This is a genomic window from Pseudomonas sp. FG29 (assembly GCF_057809355.1).
Genome location: NZ_JBMDJU010000009.1, coordinates 43,676 through 62,028 on the forward strand (window position 1 = coordinate 43,676; position 18,353 = coordinate 62,028).

The 18,353-nt window shown below is 66.4% G+C and carries 13 protein-coding genes and 1 pseudogene; 5 read left to right on the forward strand and 9 right to left on the reverse strand.

The annotated features are described in order from the left end of the window. Positions 1–222: 222 nt before the first annotated feature. Together ACODS1_RS11760 and speA are read left to right on the forward strand one after the other, a co-directional pair. Entirely contained in the window at positions 223–594 is a 372-nt protein-coding gene (locus ACODS1_RS11760; RefSeq protein ID WP_489085786.1) for a translation initiation factor Sui1, read from the forward strand. A gap of 121 nt (positions 595–715) precedes the next feature. Beyond that, on the forward strand, positions 716–2,629 hold the full coding sequence (speA, locus tag ACODS1_RS11765; RefSeq protein ID WP_322979677.1) for an arginine decarboxylase: 1,914 nt from the start codon (positions 716–718) through the stop codon (positions 2,627–2,629). 47 nt (positions 2,630–2,676) lie between these two features. On the opposite strand, the pseudogene ACODS1_RS11770 reads toward speA, so the two are convergent. The 3 genes and pseudogenes from ACODS1_RS11770 to ACODS1_RS11780 all read right to left on the reverse strand — a co-directional run bounded on the left by ACODS1_RS11770 (position 2,677) and on the right by ACODS1_RS11780 (position 5,542). Beyond that, positions 2,677–3,130 (reverse strand): annotated as a pseudogene (locus ACODS1_RS11770) (DUF2214 family protein). A 23-nt stretch (positions 3,131–3,153) separates the two neighbouring features. Next, positions 3,154–4,182 (reverse strand): sensor domain-containing diguanylate cyclase, encoded by a 1,029-nt coding sequence (locus tag ACODS1_RS11775; RefSeq protein WP_489085787.1) that lies wholly within the window; start codon positions 4,180–4,182, stop codon positions 3,154–3,156. Continuing rightward, entirely contained in the window at positions 4,154–5,542 is a 1,389-nt protein-coding gene (locus ACODS1_RS11780; protein ID WP_489085788.1) for an MATE family efflux transporter, read from the reverse strand. The genes ACODS1_RS11775 and ACODS1_RS11780 overlap by 29 nt, the downstream gene beginning before the upstream one ends. A gap of 148 nt (positions 5,543–5,690) precedes the next feature. Here ACODS1_RS11780 and ACODS1_RS11785 point away from each other — a divergent pair, with 148 nt between their 5' ends. From ACODS1_RS11785 to pbpC, 3 genes are all read left to right on the forward strand, one after another. After that, a complete protein-coding gene (locus tag ACODS1_RS11785) occupies positions 5,691–10,589 on the forward strand; it encodes an alpha-2-macroglobulin family protein (protein WP_489085789.1) in 4,899 nt (1,632 codons plus the stop codon). A gap of 144 nt (positions 10,590–10,733) precedes the next feature. Continuing rightward, positions 10,734–11,063 carry an endonuclease domain-containing protein gene (locus tag ACODS1_RS11790; protein WP_489085790.1) on the forward strand — a complete coding sequence of 110 codons (330 nt, stop codon included), beginning with the start codon at positions 10,734–10,736 and terminating at the stop codon, positions 11,061–11,063. Between the two features lie 93 nt (positions 11,064–11,156). Continuing rightward, on the forward strand, positions 11,157–13,478 hold the full coding sequence (gene pbpC / locus ACODS1_RS11795; RefSeq protein WP_489085791.1) for a peptidoglycan glycosyltransferase PbpC: 2,322 nt from the start codon (positions 11,157–11,159) through the stop codon (positions 13,476–13,478). Between the two features lies 1 nt (position 13,479). Here the strand turns inward: pbpC and ACODS1_RS11800 are convergent, their stop codons facing one another. The 6 genes from ACODS1_RS11800 to ACODS1_RS11825 form a co-directional block, all read right to left on the reverse strand. Then, positions 13,480–14,607, reverse strand: coding sequence for a GGDEF domain-containing protein (locus ACODS1_RS11800; RefSeq protein WP_489085792.1), 1,128 nt, complete (start codon positions 14,605–14,607; stop codon positions 13,480–13,482). A gap of 255 nt (positions 14,608–14,862) precedes the next feature. Continuing rightward, a complete protein-coding gene (locus ACODS1_RS11805) occupies positions 14,863–15,405 on the reverse strand; it encodes a DUF4136 domain-containing protein (protein ID WP_489085793.1) in 543 nt (180 codons plus the stop codon). A 16-nt stretch (positions 15,406–15,421) separates the two neighbouring features. After that, the gene (locus ACODS1_RS11810; RefSeq protein ID WP_489085794.1) at positions 15,422–16,018 is read right to left on the reverse strand and encodes a DUF4136 domain-containing protein; all 597 of its coding nucleotides are present in this window, start codon (positions 16,016–16,018) and stop codon (positions 15,422–15,424) included. An 89-nt stretch (positions 16,019–16,107) separates the two neighbouring features. Further along, positions 16,108–16,857: a methyltransferase domain-containing protein gene (locus ACODS1_RS11815; protein WP_489085795.1), complete on the reverse strand. Its 750-nt coding sequence runs from the start codon at positions 16,855–16,857 to the stop codon at positions 16,108–16,110. Beyond that, entirely contained in the window at positions 16,854–17,159 is a 306-nt protein-coding gene (locus ACODS1_RS11820) for a nucleotide pyrophosphohydrolase (protein WP_489085796.1), read from the reverse strand. The genes ACODS1_RS11815 and ACODS1_RS11820 overlap by 4 nt, the downstream gene beginning before the upstream one ends. Positions 17,160–17,298: 139 nt before the next feature. Continuing rightward, complete coding sequence (locus tag ACODS1_RS11825) at positions 17,299–18,156, reverse strand: MaoC family dehydratase (protein ID WP_489085797.1); 858 nt, start codon at positions 18,154–18,156, stop codon at positions 17,299–17,301. Positions 18,157–18,353: the final 197 nt, after the last annotated feature.

An 18,353-nucleotide genomic window follows, 5' to 3' on the forward strand; every position in this document is an offset into this window, starting at 1 on the left:
GCTGTGGCGGCTTGCACCCGCCCTACCTGCAGCCCTACCGGTTGCGTCGCCAAAGTGCCGCACAATGACGCAAATCCATACTTAGCAAGTGTGGCCTTTGCCGTTACACTGCGCGGCCTTTTCAGCGGACGTCTGTCCGCTAGCGCTGCCCCTGCCTGAGTGGGGCTTCGCGGTCGACTGAGGTCGGCCAGTCGCTATCCTGACCCCTACGAGGACAAGCCGGTGGTCAAGAAAGCCTCTTCATTTTCCGCCTTGAGCGGTCTCGTCTACTCCACCGATGGCGGTCGCCATTGCCCGGACTGCAACCAGCCGGTGGATGCCTGTATCTGCAAGCAGACGCATATTCCGGAAGGCGATGGCATTGCCCGTGTACGCCGTGAAACCAAGGGCCGTGGCGGCAAGACCGTCACCACCGTCAGCGGCGTGCCGTTGGCCGAGGAGCCGCTCAAGGAGCTGGCCAGCGCGCTGAAGAAGCGCTGCGGCACCGGCGGTGCGCTCAAGGACGGGATCATCGAGATCCAGGGCGACCACGTCGAGCTGCTGCTCGCCGAACTGAGCAAGCGCGGCTTTACCGCGAAGAAGTCCGGCGGCTGACGCCCCCTTTTCTAAACTTTGATGACGCTCATGCGGTCAACCGCCGAGCAAATGTCATCTTGCCTTCATCATTTCTAAACTGGCCGCCAGCAAGGTCAGGCTTTTCTCATGGGAGAACCCGATGTCCGCACGACGCACCCGCAAAGACGACGGCAGCCAGTGGACCGTAGCCGATAGCCGCAGTGTCTATGGCATTCGCCACTGGGGTGCTGGCTACTTTTCGATCAACGATGCCGGTCGTGTCGAGGTGCGCCCCAACGGCCCGGACAGCCAGCCCATCGATCTTAGCCAGCAGGTCGACGAATTGCGTCAGAGCGGCCTGTCGCTGCCGCTTTTGGTGCGCTTCCCGGACATCCTGCAAGATCGCGTACGGCGCCTGACCGGCGCCTTCGACGCCAGCATCCAGCGCCTGGAATACCAGAGCCGCTACACCGCCCTGTACCCGATCAAGGTCAACCAGCAGGAGGCGGTGATCGATAACATCATCGCCACGCAGGATGTCTCCATCGGCCTCGAAGCCGGCTCCAAGCCCGAGCTGCTGGCCGTGCTGGCGCTGGCGCCGAAGGGCGGCACCATCGTCTGCAACGGCTACAAGGATCGCGAGTTCATCCGCCTGGCGCTGATGGGGCAGAAGCTCGGCCACAACGTGTTCATCGTCATCGAGAAGGAATCGGAAGTCGCCCTGGTGATCGAGGAGGCCGCCGAACTCAAGGTCGCGCCGCAGATCGGCCTGCGTGTGCGCCTGTCTTCGCTGGCATCCTCCAAGTGGGCCGACACCGGCGGCGAGAAGTCCAAGTTCGGCCTGTCCGCCGCGCAGCTTCTCTCGGTGGTCGAGCGCTTCCACGCGGCCGGGCTGGATCAGGGCATCCGCCTGCTGCACTTCCACATGGGCTCGCAGATCGCCAACATCGCCGACTACCGCAAGGGTTTTCGTGAGGCCATCCGTTACTACGGCGAGCTGCGCGCCATGGGCCTGCCGGTCGACCACATCGACGTCGGCGGCGGTCTTGGCGTGGACTACGACGGCACCCATTCACGCAATGCCAGCTCGATCAACTACGACATGCAGGACTACGCCGATGCCGTGGTCGACATGCTCAAGGAATTCTGCGACCGCCAGGAAATCCCCCATCCGCACATCTTCTCCGAGAGCGGCCGGGCGATGACCGCGCACCACGCCGTGCTGTTGGTGCAGGTCACCGACGTGGAGCGGCACAACGACAAGGTGCCGGAGATCGATCCGGACGTGGAGCAACCGGAGGTGTTGCGCTGGCTGATCGAGCTGCTCGACGACAGCGACCCGGAAATGGTCGCCGAAACCTACTGGCGCGCCACCCACTACATCGAGGAAGTGGCCGCGCAGTATTCCGCCGGCAAGCTGAGCCTGGCGCAGAAGGCGCTGGCCGAGCAGTGCTACTTCGCCATCTGCCGCCGCCTGTACAACCAGCTCAAGGCGCGTCAGCGTTCGCACCGTGCCGTGCTCGACGAGCTCAACGACAAGCTCGCCGACAAGTACATCTGCAACTTCTCGGTGTTCCAGAGCCTGCCGGACACCTGGGCCATCGGCCAGATCCTGCCGATCCTGCCGCTGTCGCGTCTGGACGAAGAGCCGCTGCGCCGCGCCGTGCTGCAGGATCTGACCTGCGACTCCGACGGCAAGATCCGCCAGTACGTCGACGAGCAGTCCATCGAGACCAGCCTGCCGGTGCACGAGGTTCGCGAAGGTGAGGATTATGTGCTGGGCATCTTCCTGGTCGGCGCCTATCAGGAAATCCTCGGCGACATGCACAACCTGTTCGGCGACACCGACTCGGTGAACATCTACCAGGCCGCCGATGGCAGCGTGGTGCATGCCGGCATCGAGACCCACGACACCATCGAGGACATGCTGCGCTACGTGCACCTGTCGCCCGAGGAGTTGATGACCCACTACCGCGACAAAGTTGCCAGCGCCAAGATCAGCACGCGTGAGCGTACCCAGTTCCTCGACGCGCTGCGCCTGGGCCTGACCCGTTCGTCCTACCTGTCGTCGTGAGCCCCGGTCGCGGGCGCTTCAGTGCACGCTGAGGCGCCCGCAAAGGCTCAGCCAATCACGCCATAGCCGCGCGCCATCAGCACGGCCAGTAGCGGCATCACCAGCAACAGCAGCAACTCCAGGCGGATGCACCAGGTCACCAGGCGTACCTGGCGCGGGCTTGGCGTGGGCGCCTGGCCGGCCTGCAGGGTGTTGCGCCAGTTGAAGAACACCCAGGTCGGCAGGATCGACAGCAGGGCAATCAGGATGAACAGGCCCACCTTGGCATGGAACAGGCCGTTGCCCAGGTAGTAGGCGGCGCCCTTGCCGAACCACAGCACCCGCGCCACGCCGGTCAGCAACACCACACCGGCGCAGATGCCGTAGGCGATGTCGGTGATCATCAGGCTGCGCGCGCGGGATGTCCAGTGGCGCCTTGAACAGCACGTGCTCGATGCTGAGCAGGGCGAACAGGGCGAAGATCGCGATGAAGTGCAGGTAGGCAAAAAACGCCGTGGCCATGTGGGCTCCTTGGTCGAGGCTATTCAGGTGGCCAGTTCGCTGCGGTTGCGACCACCGTTCTTGGCACGATACAGCGCCTGGTCGGCGCGCTTGAGAGCATCGCCACTGTCTTCGCCGCTGTCCAGCAGGGTGCAGCCAAGGCTGACGGTCTGCTGCAGTTCGGCGTCGTCGAGGGTGATCGGCAGTTCGGCGATGGCCAGGCGAACGCGCTCGGCGATCTGCAGCAACTCCTTGGCTCCGTGCACCTGGGTGAGGATGACGAATTCCTCGCCGCCGTTACGCGTCACCACGTCCTGCGGCCGAACCGCCGCACTCATGCGCCTGGCGCTCTCCCACAGCACGCGATCGCCACCGTCGTGGCCGTGACGGTCGTTGACCTGCTTGAAGTGATCGAGGTCGCAGTAGATCAGCCCCAGATGCAGGCCGCTGCGTTCGGCGGCCGCTCGTTGCAGTGGCAGAAAGTGCAGCAGCCCGGCGCGATTCCACAGTTGGGTCAGTGGGTCGAGCATGCCTTTGCGCTGTTCGCGGTCGAGGGCGTCGCGCAGTTCCTGCGCCTGCTGCGAGCTGTGCTGCAGACGCAGATAGCCTTCGGCCAGGTAAGCCAGGTCGCGTAGCTGACATTTCTGCCGTGCATTGAGTCGTCGCACGTGCGGGTCCGCCAGGCACAGGGTGCCCAGTGGCATGCCGCTGACGTCGTGCAGTGGCCAGCCGGCGTAGAAGCGTGCGCCGGGGTTGCTCTTGGCCAGGTCGGTGCCGGCGAAGCGCGGATCCGTCTCGCTGTCCTCGATCAGCAGCGGCATGTCGGCCAGTACCGCATAGGAGCAATAGGAGATGTCGCGGGAAGTCTCTGCCACGTCCAGACCCTGGCGACTCTTGAACCACTGGCGCTCGCGGTCGACCAGGCTGATCAGCGCGGTTTTCACGCCGAACAATTCACGAGCCAGGCGGGTGATCGCATCCAGGCAGGGGTCGGCTGGCGTGTCGAGTACTTCCAGGCGATCCAGGGCTGCCTGGCGTTCGGCTTCATTTGCGGGCACGGGCACGCTGAGCATGGGCGATCTCTCCTTCTGCTGGCGGGGGGAGCCACAGGTCGCGGTGACTCAAAACCCAAGCATAGCCAGCCAATACCAGACTTCGCAGGCTCATGAAGGCAAGAAAGGCCAGCCACAGGCCATGATTGCCCAAACCTTGCAGCAGCCAGGCCAGCGGTAGGCTCAGCGCCAGGGCGATGAGCATGGCGTCGCGCATCTCCCGGGCGCGGGTGGCACCGATGAACAGACCGTCGAGCAGGTAGCTCCACACCGCCAGCAGCGGCAATACGGCCAGGTAGGGCAGGAACTGCGAGGCGCGTTCGCGTACCTCGGCAATGTCGGTGAGCAGGGCGACGAAGGCCTGGCCGCCGATCAGGAAGAACAGGGCGAAGCCGGCGCTGGCCAGCACCGACCAGGTGCCGGCTACCAGCAGCGAGCGACGCAGGGCGGTGCGGTCGCGTGCGCCGAGGGCATGCCCGCACAGTGCTTCGACGGCATGGGCCAGGCCGTCCAGGGCATAGGCGGTCAGGGTCAGGCCGTTGAGCAGCAGGGCATTGGCCGCCACCGTGGTATCGCCCAGACGCGTGCCCTGCACGGTGATCAGGAAAAACACCAGTTGCAGTGCCAGGGTGCGGATGAAGATATCGCGGTTGACTGCCAGCAGCGGCCGCCAGTTGCGCCAGCGTTGCAGCGCGGCCAGGTCGAGCTTGCCGGGGTAACGCCTGAGCGCGCCGCGAGCCAGCCACAGGCCGAGCAGCGCACCACTCCATTCGGCGATGACCGAGGCCCAGGCCGCACCTGCTACGCCCCATTCCAGCCCGAGCACGAAGAGCAGATCCAGCGTCACGTTGAGCAGGTTGGCGGTGAGCAGAATGGCCAGCGGGCCACGCGCGCTTTGCGTGCCGAGCAACCAGCCAATCAGCGCGTAGGTCGCCAGGCTGGCGGGCAGGCCGAACAGACGGATCTGGAAATAGTCGCGGGCCAGTCGATCCAGCTCGGCCGAGGGTTGCATCAGGCTCAGCGCGGCGCTGCTGAATGGAATGGCCAGCAGGCTCAACAGCAGGGCGAGCAGCACGCCGAGGCCCAACCCCTGCAGTAGCACCTGGCGCAAGGCACCGCCGTCTTCGCGGCCGGCCGCTTGGGCGGCGAAGCCGGTGCTGCCCATGCGCAGAAAACCCATGGCCCAGGTCAGCAGGGTGTAGAGGCTGCCGCCGACCGCCACCGCCGCCAGTTGGTGGGCATGCGGCAGATGGCCGACCACGGCGGTATCGACCAGCGCCACCATCGGCACCGAGAGGTTGGAGAGGATCATCGGCGCGGCCAGTGCCCAGACCTTGCGCTGGGTCGGGGCGTGGCGCCAGGCGTCGAGCAGGGCGGACATGGGCGGCTCCGGCAAAACGCCGATTATAGGCACGGGCGGGCTGTCGGCCGAGTGTGCGCGGCTTGGCGTATTCGTCGGTTGGCGCCTTCGGTGCATGGGCGCTCGGCTATAGTATCGCCTCCCGCGCCCCCTTCTCCCGGAGCCTGCAATGCCGAACAAAGGACTGCTTCTGGCCCTGGCCCTGAGCCTGCTCAGTGCCTGTGATTCCTCCCAGTCGCCCGCTACCGTGACCGGTTCTTCGCCTGCCGCCGAGCAGCCGCAGGCAGCGAAGCCGGCGGTCGACCGCGCTGCGCTGGCCAAACGCTATGCCGGTCGCGAGCTGGAAGTGGTGGATGTCTCCGAAGTGCAGCTCGACGGCGCCAGTGCGCTGTCGGTGACCTTCTCCGTACCGCTGGATCCGGATCAGCGGTTCGCCGAGCGTTTGCACCTGGTCGACAGCAAGGACGGCAAGGTCGATGGCGCCTGGGAGCTGACCGATGGCCTCAACGAGCTGCGTCTGCGCCACCTGGAACCCAAGCGCAAGCTGGTGCTGACCATCGACTCGGGCCTTGCCGCGATCAATGGCAGCAAGCTGGCGGCCGAGCACGTCAGCCGCTTCGAAACCCGTGACCTGCAGGCCAGCGTCGGCTTCGCCAGCCGTGGCTCGCTGCTGCCCACGCGCCTGGCCGAGGGCCTGCCGGTGATCGCGCTGAACGTCGACAAGGTCAACGTCGAGTTCTTCCGTATCAAGCCCGAGGCGCTGCCGCGTTTCCTCTCACGCTGGGGCCGTTCCAGCAACCTCGATACCTGGGAGGCCAGCGAGCTGCTGCCCCTGGCTGATCTGGTCTATGGCGGTCGCTTCGACCTCAACCCGGCGCGCAACACCCGCGAAACCCTGCTGCTGCCCATCGCCGGGCTGGAGCCCTTCAAGCAGCCTGGGGTCTACCTGGCGGTGATGCGCCAGGCTGGCAGCTATAGCTACTCGCAGCCGGCAACGCTGTTTTCCCTGAGCGATATCGGCCTGTCCGCGCACCGCTACCGCGACCGTCTGGATGTCTTCACCCAGGCGCTGGAAGGTGGCAAGGCGCAGTCCGCCGTAGAGCTCGAACTGCTCGATGGCGATGGAGCCTTGCTGGCCGAAGGCAAGACCGATTCCGCCGGCCACGCACAGTTGCCGCTGCCGGCCAAGGCCGAGGTGTTGCTGGCCAGGCAGGATGAACAGACCAGCCTGCTGCGCCTGAACGCGCCGGCGCTGGATCTGGCCGAGTTCGACATCACCGGTCCTGCGGCCCATCCGCTGCAGTTCTTCGTATTCGGCCCGCGCGACCTTTATCGCCCGGGCGAGACCGTACTGCTCAACGGCCTGCTGCGTGATGTCGATGGCAAGCCGGTGAAGGCCCAGCCGGTCAGCGTCGAGGTGCGCCGCCCGGATGAGCAGATCAGCCGCAAGTTCTTCTGGAACGCCGCCGAGGATGGCCTCTATCAATACCAGCTGCCGCTGGCCGAGGAGGCGCCGACCGGTCGCTGGCAACTGCTGCTCGACCTGGGTGACGGTAATCCGCAGGTCTACGAATTTCTCGTCGAGGACTTCCTGCCCGAGCGCATGGCGCTGGAACTCAAAGGCCAGGATAGCCCCATCGCCCCGGCAGACGAGGCGCACTTCAGCGTCACCGGGCGTTACCTCTATGGCGCCCCGGCGGCTGGCAATCGCCTGTCCGGGCAGCTCTATGTGCGGCCGCTGCGCGAGGCGGTGGCCAGCCTGCCGGGCTATCAGTTCGGCGATATCACCGAAGCGGAACTGAGCCAGGATCTGGAGCTGGACGAGCAGAGCCTCGACGACCAGGGGCACGCCACGCTGACGCCCGAGAATCGCTGGGCCGACGCCCGCTCGCCGCTGCGTCTCATCCTCCAGGCCAGCCTGCAGGAGTCCGGTGGCCGACCGATCACCCGTCGCGTGATTCAGCCCGTGTGGCCGGCCGAACGCCTGCCAGGCGTACGTGGCGTGTTCGAGGGCGAACAGGTCGATGCCGACAGCCTGGCCGAATTCGAGGTGCTGGTGGCCGATGCCGCCGGCAACAAACTGGCCGCCGACAACCTCAACGTGCGCCTGGTGCGCGAGCGCCGCGATTACTTCTGGAGCTTCTCCGACGGCGAAGGCTGGCGTCACAACTACAACGAGAAATTCCTCACCCTCAGCGACGAGCCGCTCAAGGTTGAGGCGGGCGGTACTGCCAAGGTCAGCTTCCCGGTGGAGTGGGGCCCGTATCGGGTCGAGGTGGTGGACAACCAGACCGGCCTGGTCAGCAGCCTGCGCTTCTGGGCCGGTTACCGCTGGCAGGACAATGCCGACGGCGGCGCGGTACGCCCGGATCAGGTCAAGCTGGCTCTGGACAAGCCCGCCTATGCGGCAGGCGATATGGCCAAGATCACCGTCACCCCGCCGGCTGCCGGCAATGGTTATCTGCTGGTCGAGTCCAGCGAAGGCCCGTTGTGGTGGCAGGAAATCAGCGTGCCGGCAGAAGGCAAAACCTTCGAGCTGCCCATCGATGAGAAATGGGCGCGCCATGACCTGTACCTCAGCGCCCTGGTGATTCGCCCCGGTGAGCGCAAGGCGCAGGTCACGCCCAAGCGTGCCGTCGGCCTGTTGCACCTGCCGCTGGATCGCGCGCCGCGCAAGCTGGCGGTGAGCCTGCAAGCGCCTGAGAAGATGCGGCCCAAGCAGCCGCTGAAGGTCAAGGTCGTGGCGCGCAATGCCGACGGCAGCATCCCCGACAAGGTGCATGTACTGGTCGCTGCGGTGGACGTGGGCATCCTCAACATCACCAGCTTCGCCACGCCCGATCCCTTCGCCAGCTTCTTCGGGCGCAAGGGCTATGGCGCCGACCAGATGGATATCTACGGCCAGCTGATCGAGGCCCAGGGCCGCCTCGCCAGCCTTGCCTTCGGTGGCGATGCCGGCCTCGAAACCGGGGGCAAGCGCCCGGATACCAGCGTGCTGATCGTCGCCCAGCAGAGCGAAGCGCTGAAGCTGAACGAGCAGGGCGAGGGTGAAGTCAGCCTGGACATCCCCGACTTCAACGGCGAGCTACGCCTGATGGCGCAGGCCTGGAGTGACGAGCGCTTCGGTGTGGCCGAGGCGAAGACGGTGGTGGCTGCGCCGCTGATCGCCGAGCTGTCGATGCCGCGCTTCCTCGCCGGGGGCGACGAAACCACCCTGGCGCTGGACGTCACCAACCTCTCCGGCGCCGAACAGAAACTCGACGTGCAGCTCGATGTCAGCGGCCAGTTGCGCCTGCTTGGCAACGCGCAGGCGCCGCTGAGCCTCAAGGATGGTCAGCGCACCACCTTGCGCATCCCGGTGCGCGCCGAAGGTGGCTTGGGGCAGGGGCATATCCAGGTCAAGGTGCAGGGGCTGAGCCTGCCCAACGAGCAGCTCGGCAGCTTCAGCCGCGACTGGACGCTGGGCGTGCGCCCGGCCTATCCGGCGCAGTTGCAGCATTTCCGTGCGGTACTCAACGAGGGCGAGCCGTGGAGCCTGCCGTCGGGCACCCTCAGCCAGTTCGAGCCGGCCGGGCTGGAGGCGGTGCTGGCACTGTCGAGCCGCCCACCGCTCAACCTCGGCGAGCAGATCCGCGCGCTCAAGGCCTACCCCTACGGCTGCCTGGAGCAGACCACCAGTGGCCTGTATCCCTCGCTCTATGCCGATGCCGCCAGCCTCAAGCGTCTAGGCCTGGAAGGCGAGCCGGACGAGCAACGGCGCAAGAGCATCGAGCTGGGCATCGAACGCCTGCTCGGCATGCAGCGCTACAGCGGTGGCTTCGGCTTGTGGAGCGCCGAGAGCGAGGAGGAGTACTGGCTCACCGCCTATGTCACCGACTTCCTCCTACGTGCCCGTGAACAGGGCTTCGGCGTGCCCAACGAGGCGCTGAAGAAGGCCACGGATCGGCTGCTGCGCTACCTGCAGCAGAGCAGCCTGATCGAGGTCAGCTACAGCGACGACAACGCGCACACCCGCTTCGCCGTGCAGGCCTATGCCGGCTACGTTCTGGCGCGCAGCCAGCAGGCGCCGCTGGGGACGTTGCGCAGCCTGTTCGAGCGCCGCAGCGAGGCGCGCTCCGGTCTGCCGCTGGTGCAACTGGCCGCTGCGCTGAAGCTCATGGGCGATGCGCCGCGTGCCGACCAGGCACTGGCCCAGGGGCTCACCCTGCAGCGCGATGGCGAGCGTTGGATGGCCGACTACGGCAGCGCCCTGCGTGATCAGGCGTTGATCCTCGCCGTGCTGGAGGAAAACGACATGGCTGCCGGGCAGCGTGAACAGCGCCTGTTCGACCTGGCCGACGAGCTGGCCGGCCAGCGCTGGCTGTCGACCCAGGAGCGCAACGCGCTGTTCCTCGCCGGGCGCGGCATCCTCGGCAAGCCTGAACAGGCCTGGAGCGCCAGGCTTGCCAGCGGCGCCTTCCAGTTCGACCTGAGCAATCAGCAGCCCGGCATCAAGCTGGAGCGTGCCGAACTGGGCGAGCCGTTGGGTGTGAGCAATACCGGCAGCAGCACCCTGTATCAGCAACTGACCCTGTCCGGTTACCCGAGCCAGGCGCCGCGCGCAGGTGGCGAGAACCTCAGCATCGAGCGCGAATACCTCGGCATGGAGGGCCGTCCGCTCGACCTGCAGCGCCTGGATAGCGGCGAACTGGTGCTGGTGCATATCGCCGTGCGCGCCAAGCAGCGTGTGCCTGATGCCCTGGTGGTGGATCTGCTGCCGGCTGGTCTGGAACTGGAGAACCAGAACCTGGCGCAGAGCGCGGCGAGCCTCGACGACGCGGGCAGCAACGTCAAGGAGTGGAGCCAGGCGATGCAGAACGCGCGAATCAAGCACCAGGAGTTTCGTGGCGACCGCTACGTTGCGGCGGTGGACGTGGACAGCTACGACACCACGCACCTGCTGTACCTGGCCCGCGCGGTCACCCCGGGCAGCTACCGGGTGCCGCCACCGCAGGTAGAGTCGATGTACCGGCCGAGCTGGCAGGCGCTGGGCAACACGCCGCAGGGGATGGTGGTGCGGGGGCGGTAAAAAGCTTCCCTATCCCCAACCCTCTCCCATGAATGGGAGAGGGGGCTGGCCGTACCATGTTTCAGGCTCGTGCCATATTGCTCCCCTCTCTCGCTTGCGGGAGAGGGGCTGGGGGAGAGGGCAAACCCGGTTCAAGGAGGAGCCATGACCCTACTCGACAACGCCAAGCGCTTGCGCCGCGACATGACCGATGCCGAGCAACGGCTCTGGTATCACTTGCGTGCTCATCGCTTCCTTGGCTTGAAGTTCAAACGGCAGAAACCCATTGGCCCCTATATCGTCGATTTCGTCTGCACCGAACGCTGTCTGGTCATCGAGCTGGACGGCGGACAGCATCAGCAGCAGGCAGAGTACGACCACCAACGTGACGGTTATCTACAGGATCGTGGCTATCGTGTGCTGCGTTTCTGGAATCATCAGGTACTGGCGGAAACCGAGGCCGTACTTGAGCAGATTCGCCTTGAAATCGACTAGCAAGAGCTGTGAACGTTGCCACGAGGCTTTGCAAAACACCGATCCGCTCCCCTATCCCATTTATGGGAGAGGGGCTGGGGTAGAGGGCATTGCATGCGCCGCCTAACTCGCCGCTGGCTACCGATCCTCCTGCTCCCCCTGGCCCTGCTCTGGCTCGCCGATCGCCTCTTCCCGCTGCCGCTGCCCGAGGACGATCTGGCCCGTGTGGTGCTGGCAGAGGACGGCACGCCGCTGTGGCGTTTCGCCGATCGCGACGGCGTCTGGCGCTACCCGGTGACACCCGACGAAGTGTCGCCCTATTACCTCGACGCGCTGCTGACCTACGAGGATCGCTGGTTCCGCCAGCATCCGGGCATCAACCCGCTGGCGCTGGGCCGGGCAGCCTGGCAGAACCTCAGTGGCGGGCGCGTGGTGTCCGGTGGCAGCACGCTGTCGATGCAGGTGGCGCGCCTGCTCGACCCACACTCGCGCGACCTGCCCGGCAAGCTCAAGCAGCTCTGGCGTACCGCGCAACTGGAGTGGCACCTGTCCAAGGATGAAATCCTCGCGCTGTACCTCAACCGTGCGCCCTTCGGCGGTACGCTGCAGGGCGTGGCAGCGGCGAGCTGGAGCTACCTGGGCAAACCGCCGAGCCAGCTCACCCGCGCCGAGGCGGCGCTACTTGCGGTGTTGCCGCAGGCGCCCAGCCGCTTGCGCCCGGATCGCCACCCCGAGCGCGCCCAGGCTGCGCGCGACAAGGTCTTGCGACGGTTGGCCGAGTTCCGTGTATGGCCGCAGGAACAGGTCGACGAAGCGCTGGAGGAGCCGGTGCTACTCGCCACGCGTCGCGAGCCGAGCCTGGCACCCTTGCTGGCGCGCCGGCTGAACCGTCCCGGTAGCCCGCCGCTGATTCGCACCAGCCTCGATGCCGCGTTGCAACTGCGCCTGGAAGACCTGTTGCTGGGCTGGCGCGCACGCCTGCCAGAGCGTACCTCGGCCGCCATTCTGGTGGTCGAGCACGAGAGCATGGCGGTGCGCGCCTACCTGGGCTCGGTGGATATCGCCGACACCGCCCGCTTCGGTCATGTCGACATGGTGCGGGCGCTGCGTTCACCCGGTTCGACGCTGAAACCCTTCCTCTATGGCCTGGCCCTGGATGCCGGGCTGATTCATTCCGAGTCGCTGCTGCAGGATGTGCCGCGACATTACGGCGACTACCGTCCCGGCAACTTCGCCGCTGGTTTCAGCGGCCCGGTGTCGGCCAGTGAAGCCCTGGCCACTTCGCTCAACCTGCCGGCCGTACAACTGCTCGAGGCCTACGGGCCAAAGCGTTTCTCCGGTGAGCTGCGCGGTGCCGGCCTGCCGATTCGTCTGCCAGCCCTGGCCGAGCCCAACCTGGCGATGATTCTTGGTGGTGGTGGCACGCGTCTGGAGGCGCTGGTCGGCGGTTACAGCGCCTTTGCCCGCGGCGGCATGGCCGCGCGCCCGCGCCTGCAGCCGAGCGAGACGCTGCGTGAGCGGCGGCTGTTGTCGCCAGGCGCGGCCTGGATCATCCGCCGTATTCTCAGCGGCCAGGCCCGCCCGGATCGCGACCCGCGCGCGCAACTGGCGCAGCGTCCCAGCCTGGCCTGGAAGACCGGCACCAGTTATGGCTTTCGCGATGCCTGGGCGATTGGCGTTGGCCCGCGCCACCTGATTGGCGTGTGGATCGGCCGCCCGGACGGTACGCCGGTGCCAGGCCAGTTCGGCCTGGCCTCCGCCGCGCCCCTGCTGCTGCAGGTGCACGACCTGCTGGTCGGCCGCGACAGCCAGCGCGGCCTGGCACCCCCCGCTGATCCGCAACCGCCAACGGTCGGTGTTGCGGCGATCTGCTGGCCACTGGGCCAGCCCATGAACCGGGACGATGCCAATTGCCGCCGCCAGCGCTTCGCCTGGACGTTGGATGGCACTACACCTCCGACCCTGCTGGCTGCCGATCAACCCTTGGGCAGCGGCCTGCGCGAGCGCTATTGGGTGAATGCCGAGGGCTTGCGCGTTGCGCCGGACTGCCCCGGCGCCGAGCCCCATGAACTGGTGCTCTGGCCGGCGCCGCTTGAGCCCTGGCTGCCACGCCGCGAGCGGCGTGTCGCGCGCCTGCCCGCCAGCGATCCCGCGTGTCCGCCGCCGCGCAGCACGCAACTGGCGCCATTGACCATCGTCGGCGTGCGTGAGGGTGATCGCCTGCGCCGCCCACAGGGCCTTGGCGAGCCGTTGCGTCTGAGTCTGTCGACGCTGGGCGGTAGCGGCCGGCGCTGGTGGTTCGTCGATGGTGAGCCGCAGGGCGAAACCAGCGCCGATGCTCCGTTCACCCATGCCTTCGAGCCCGGGCAGCACCAGCTCAGCGTGCTGGACGAGGGTGGCAATACGGCCAGGCTGGCGTTCAGCGTCGGCCCCTGAGTCAGCTTTCGGAAATCACCAGGCGATTGCGACCTTCCCGTTTGGCGCGGTACAGCGCGCCATCTACCCGTGAGAAGAAGGCATCGGCGTCGCGATCCAGGCGGTTGTCGAAGCTGCCCACGCCAAGGCTGGTGGTAAGGCTCAGGCGTTGCTCATCCAGCTGCAGACCGTCCTGCTCCAGGCCCTGACGGAAGCGCTCGGCCAACTCCAGCGCCTGCTGCAAGGGCGTGCTCGGTAGCAGCACGCCGAATTCCTCGCCGCCCAGGCGCAGCAGGGCATCGCCGTCACGCTGAAAGACGTCGCGCATGCGCTCGGCAAAGGCGCTCAGGCAGGCATCGCCGCCCATGTGGCCATGCGCATCGTTGATCTTCTTGAAATGATCAATGTCCAGCAGCACCAGCGACAGCGGCTCGTCCTGGCGTTGCGCATTGGCGACCAGGCTGGGGAACAGGTTGTTGAACTGGTAGCGGTTGCCCAGTTGGGTCAGCGTGTCGGTGCGGCTGAGCAGGTCGAGGCGCGTCTGCTGCTCCAGCAGCTTCACCTCCAGAGCCAGGGTGGCGTGGTATTCACGGTGATTACGGCCAAGCACCAGTACCAGATAGGCCAGATAGAAGCTCAGGGTCAGCAGCAGGGTGTGGCGGTTTTCCCAATCCAGTGCCATGAGGATCAGCCCTGGCAGGTACAGCAGCGCCAGTGCAAGCAGGGCACGGCCGCGGCGCATGGCGAAGTTGAAGGTCATCGCGGTGCTGAAGGCCACCGTGGCCAGGGTCGTGATCAGCTCCGAGTCGTTGTATTCGTCACGGTACAGCGCCCAGGCATGGGCCTGGCCCCAGCACAGGGCGGTCAGCAGAATCAGCCCCCAGTGATGGTCGAGCCAGCGTTGCAATTGCTCTGGCGTGGTGAGCCCTTTGGGGCGGTGCAGCAGGCGGGCCGCCAGCAGGCCGGCGAAGGTGACGATACCAAGCAGGCCGCTGCCGATGACCTGGGCCGGTGAGTCACTGAAGACCCAGGTCAGCAGCCAGGCCAGCAGGTAGAAGAAACCGCCCAGGCGAGTGCGGACGTGGGTATCGTCCACCTCGCGCCACAGGGCGAATGTCATGGGCTGGCGCGGTACTTCGGCGTCGGTCATGGTGGTTGGCCTGCCATCGTTGGCGGCCGGCTGCGGGCCGTCGCAAGCGACGTCAAACCCTTCTCCCGCAGGTTTTTGTGATCACAGATGTGTATGCCGAGCATAGCGCCTTTTGAAGGCGAGTGAGCCAGCGGATTGCCAGCATTTTTCGACCGTCCGTCAGCCGTTTGAACTGGCATGCGTGGCTGTATATGTTGCGATGGCCGCTCCTGATACGAGAGTCGGTAGGCGGCCTGCTCAGGAACGATGCAGGTTTCAGCGCGGTGGATACTGCGAGAGTACCTGGGTCACGGTTTCGCGTATCGCCCGCTCCCGTTCGGCCGGGCTGGGCGCCTGGCTGCGCATGATCTGCTCGCCGCTGCCGCGCCAGACCAGCTTGCCGTCCTTGGCGTCGTAGAGATCGATCTGCAGGGTGGCGACCTTGTAGTCCACGCGGCGCGTTTCGGTGAAGGCCGGGCCGCCCCAGTAACCGCCCCAGCCACCGCCGTATTGGGTGGTGATCTGATCCTGGCGCTGGTCGACGATCAGCATGGCCTGCACCTTGAGATCGCCCTGGCCGTCGCTGGCCTGGCGCAGCCCACGCTGCTCGAGTTGGTCGTTCACCGCCTGGCTGATGCGTTGCTCGGTGAGGTCGCTCTTGAGACGGGCGTCGTCGGGTTGATAGAGCAGCTTGTCACTCATCCAGCTCCAGCTGCGATAGGCGGCGAAGTCGCGGCTGGGGTCGAAGTCGCGCTCCAGGTTGATGCTGGCGCAGCCGCTCAGCAGCAGGACGAGAAGCAGGCAGGGCAGGGTACGCATGCTGAACTCCTGGCGATCAGTGGGGCGGGTAACCGTTGAGTGCCGCGCGAATGGCCGCACGCATGGCTTCGGCCTGGGCGCTCTGATCCTTGCCGGCCAGGGCTTCGCCGCTGCCGGACCAGACCACCTGGTGATCACGCGGGTCGATCAGTTCGAGGCGCACCACCGCGACTTTCTCTTCATAGGTACGCACGATGGGCGTGCTGCCCCAGGCGCCGTAATGCCGCCCCCAGGGGCCACCGCCGTAATAGGCGCCAGCGTCGTCCTGGTACTGGCGCAGGCGGGTTTCCTGCGTCAGCCGGGCGTTGACCAGCAGATCGCCGCTGCCGTTTTGTGCTGGGCGCAGGCCATATTGGTCGAGGCCGGCACTGACGCTGTCGGCCAGTTGCTCGCCATTGAGCCAGGCCGCGCCGGACGGCGGTCGGCCAGCGTCCCAGCTCCAGGTGCGATAGCGCCCGTAGTCACGCGGTGGTGCGGGGTAGGCGCTGCGGTCGAAGGTACTGGCTGCGCCGGGCGGTGCCGGCGGCATCGGCAAGGATTCGGCCTGATAGGGGTTCTGGCTCTGGCAGGCCGCCAGCAGGGGCAGAATGAGTAAGGCTATGACGCTGCGCATGGTCATCTCCGTGGTCGCGCTCGACATCACCGATATTCGCTCAGGCTACGCCGGGCTCTGTCGTTCGTCCAACGCGCCCTCTGGTGCGTTCAGGTTGGTCGACAGATCCAGTGCAGGTAGCGGCCGAGCCCCTCGAAGCTGGGGTGGCGACGGTGCGCCAGTTCCATCTCCAGCAGGTCGACCAGCTCGGCTTTGGCCTGAAATTCCGGCGGCATGTAGTCGTGGAACACACGCACGCCGCTACGGCTTTCGACCTGCCAGTCTGCGCCGAGTTGCGTGGCCAGCTCGCGCGGATCGAGCGGGCGCTGCGGAGTCAGGCTCTGGCCTTCGCCGGCGAAGCGCGCCTTGCGCAGCTTGCGGAAGTGGCCCTTGAGCAGGTTGCGATAGATCAGCGCGTCCTTGTTGTAGAAGGCCAGCGACAGCCAACCGTCCTTGGCCGTGAGCTGATGCAGCACCGGCAGGATGGCCGCCGGCTCGGCCAGCCATTCCAGCACGGCGTGGCACAGCACCAGGTCGAAGGGCTGTTGCAACTGGCCGAGCAGCTCCTGCCAGGGCGCCTGGATGAAGGTGGCGTTCTGACCGGCCTCAGCGAAGCGCTGGCGCGCGCCTTCCAGCATAGGCTCGGCCGGTTCGGCCAGGGTGACCTGATGGCCGCGCTGGGCCAGCCACAGGCTCATGTGGCCAAGACCAGCGCCCACATCCAGCACACGCAGAGGGCGATCCGGCAGCGCTTCGGCCAGGTCGGCCTGCAGCACGGCGAGGCGAATGGCGCCCTTGGCACCGCCGTAGATCTTCTCGGCGAAGCGGGTGGCGAGCTCGTCGAAGTGGCGGTCGCTCATTTGAGGAAGCGCCGTTCGTTATCGGCGAGCTTTTCGAGCACCGCCTGGTTCATGTCGAGGCCCAGTTCGCTGCACAGTTGCAGCAGGTAGAGCACCACGTCAGCCACTTCCTGGCCCGCGTGGGCGAGCTGTTCGGGCGGCAACTGGCGGGATTGCTCCTCGCTCAGCCACTGGAAGATTTCCACCAGCTCGGCCATTTCCACGCTGGCGGCCATGACCAGGTTCTTCGGGCTCTGGTAACGACGCCAGTCGTTGTGATCACGGATGGCGTGCATGCGGGCGGTAAGTTCGGCGAGGTTCATGGTGCGGCTCCTTTCGAGCCGCATAGCTTCGGGGGGAATGCGGCGCGCTGCAAGCTGTCCGGCGCGCTTATTGACGCGTAGGAGCGGTTTCAGCCGCGGTCCGTTTCGCGGCTGAAGCCGCTCCTACAGGATGTACAGATCAGCTTTCCAGCGGCTGCCAGCTCCCGGCCATATGCGGCGTGTCGTGCTCGCCGAGCAGGCGGAACTGACCACTGGGGCCGGGCTCGCTGGCTTGCAGCGCGACATGGGTGGGCAGCAGCACCGGTTTCTGGAAGCGCACGTCCACCTCGTAGCCGGCCAGCGGCAGGTGCTGCTGCAGTGCGGCCAGGCTGCGTGCCTTGTTCCACAGGCCGTGGGCGATGGCGCGAGGGAAGCCGAACAGGCGGGCGCTGAGGGCACTGAGATGGATCGGGTTGTAGTCACCGGCGACACGGGCGTAGCGACGGCCCGTGTCGCCAGGCGCGGCCCAGTCGGCCAGTGCCGTCAGTTCCAGCGGCGCCTGTTCGGCACGCAGCGGCGCCTGGCCATCGAGGCGCAGGGCGCGGCAGAGAATGCGGCTGTCGCCCTCCCAGAGCAGGCCGAGCTGATCCTCCAGACGGGTGATCAGGTTGAAGGTGGCGCCCTTGTCATGCGCCTGCAGATCCGCCACATGGACGCTGACCCAAAACGGCCCCAGCCCGCCCAGCGGGCGCAGTACACGGATGCGATTTTCCAGGTGTACCAGACCGAGCAGCGGGAAGGGGAAGCGCTTGTCGGTGAGCAACTGCATCTGCAGGGCGAAGGCGAGAATGTGCGGATAGACCGGCGGCAGATAACCGTCTGCCGGGATGCCGCAGACCTGGCGATAACGCGCCAGGTGCTCGGGGTCGATTTCCACCCGGCAGCGCAGGCCGAGCTCGGGAAGCTGGCGGCCACTCACCTTGCGCCGCAGCGCGGCACGCAGAAACAGACCGGGCAGGGCTGGCGGGGTATCGAGGTCGAGCCAGTCGATGGCCATTCGGGAACTCCTTGGTCAGTGGATGGCTGCAGCTTAACCGGCGTTCGTCGGCTGGCATTGGCTGTGCTGACCCGCCCGTGTGCCGAACAGCCAATTCGCCTGGCCTGTCGAGTCGGATCGGCAGCGAAACTTCGTACCGGACTTGGCACGGTTCCGCCTAGCCCGTGCAGCAAGCGAGATCAAGAGGGGGGCAGAGC